Origin of the sequence: Mesorhizobium sp. M0815, from assembly GCF_040319995.1 — a bacterium.
GTDB lineage: Bacteria > Pseudomonadota > Alphaproteobacteria > Rhizobiales > Rhizobiaceae > Mesorhizobium.
In genome coordinates, this window is the sequence record NZ_JAMYOU010000076.1 from 1 (window position 1) to 1,272 (window position 1,272).

Here is a 1,272-nt window from a genome sequence, read left to right on the forward strand (position 1 = left end):
CCTCGCAAAGGCTTTGCGGCCCATCTCGAACGGGTCGAGGTGGTCATCGAGCCCGAAACGCCTGCTGGCTGCGAAGCGCTGGAAAAGATCCTGATCGGCGAGGACGTCTCCGAACGGCTCGATGTCACCCCGGCGAAGTTCCGGGTGATCGTTACGCGTCGTCCCAATATGCCTACAAGGGCTGGGACGGCGTCATCCAGGCAGCCGCGCCCGCCCGCATCATCGAAAGCGGCATTCCGACCGAAGCGCTGCTGGCGCAGATCGCGGTGTCGAAATACGCCGATGGCCTGCCGCTCTACCGCCAGGAAGCGATCTATGCCCGCGATCAGGTCGAGATCGACCGGTCACAGATGGCGCAGTGGATGGGCAAGCTCGGCTTCGAGCTCGAGCCGCTCGCCGATTACGCACTGGCTCGCATCAAGCAGGGTGAGCGGGTCTTTGCCGATGAGACCACGCTGCCAACGCTGGCGCCGGGATCTGGCAAGGCCAAGACGGCCTACCTCTGGACCTATGTCCGCGATGATCGGCCCTTTGGCGGCAGTGGACCGCCCATCGTCGCCTACCGCTTCGAGGACAGCCGCGCCGGCGAATGTGTCGCCCGTCATCTGGACGGCTATCGCGGCATCCTGCAAGTCGACGGATACGCCGCCTATAACCGGCTGGCCCGATCCGATCGGGGCAATGACGGCGTGATGCTGGCGGCGTGCTGGTCGCACGTGCGGCGCAAGTTCTACGAACTGCATGCCGCAGGCTCCTCCGTTATCGCCTCGCAGACGGTGGCGCAGATGGCCCCACTGTGGGCCGCCGGGGAGGCCGTACGCGGCCAGGACCCGGCAGTACGGATAACTGCGCGTCAGGAGAGATCCGCCGTCATCGTTGCCGCTCTCTTTGCGCTGTGGGAAAAGGAGCTGCCCAAGCTGTCGGTAAAATCGAAGCCGGCCGAGGCGATCCGCTATGCACTCGGCCGGCGTGCCGCGCTGGAGCGCTTCCTCACTGACGGCCGGATCGAAATCGACTCCAACACCGTCGAGCGCGCCATCCGGCCGCAGACAATTACCCGAAAGAACAGCCTCTTCGCGGGCAGCGACGGCGGCGGACGGACATGGGCCACCATCGCCACCCTGCTGACCACCGCCAAGATGAATCAGGTCGATCCGCACGCCTGGCTCACCCTGACCCTCGAGCGCATTGCCAATGGCTGGCCAAACAGCGATATCGACGCCCTCATGCCATGGAATTACCAGCGCTGAACGGCCTCAGCTGCCCGCTTAC

The 1,272-nt window shown here is 65.0% G+C and carries 1 pseudogene; it reads left to right on the forward strand.

Features of this window, described 5'->3' with window-relative positions:
* Window positions 1–1,250 (forward strand): annotated as a pseudogene (tnpC, locus tag NKI01_RS30800) (IS66 family transposase); the annotation flags it as partial.
* Window positions 1,251–1,272 lie beyond the last annotated feature (22 nt).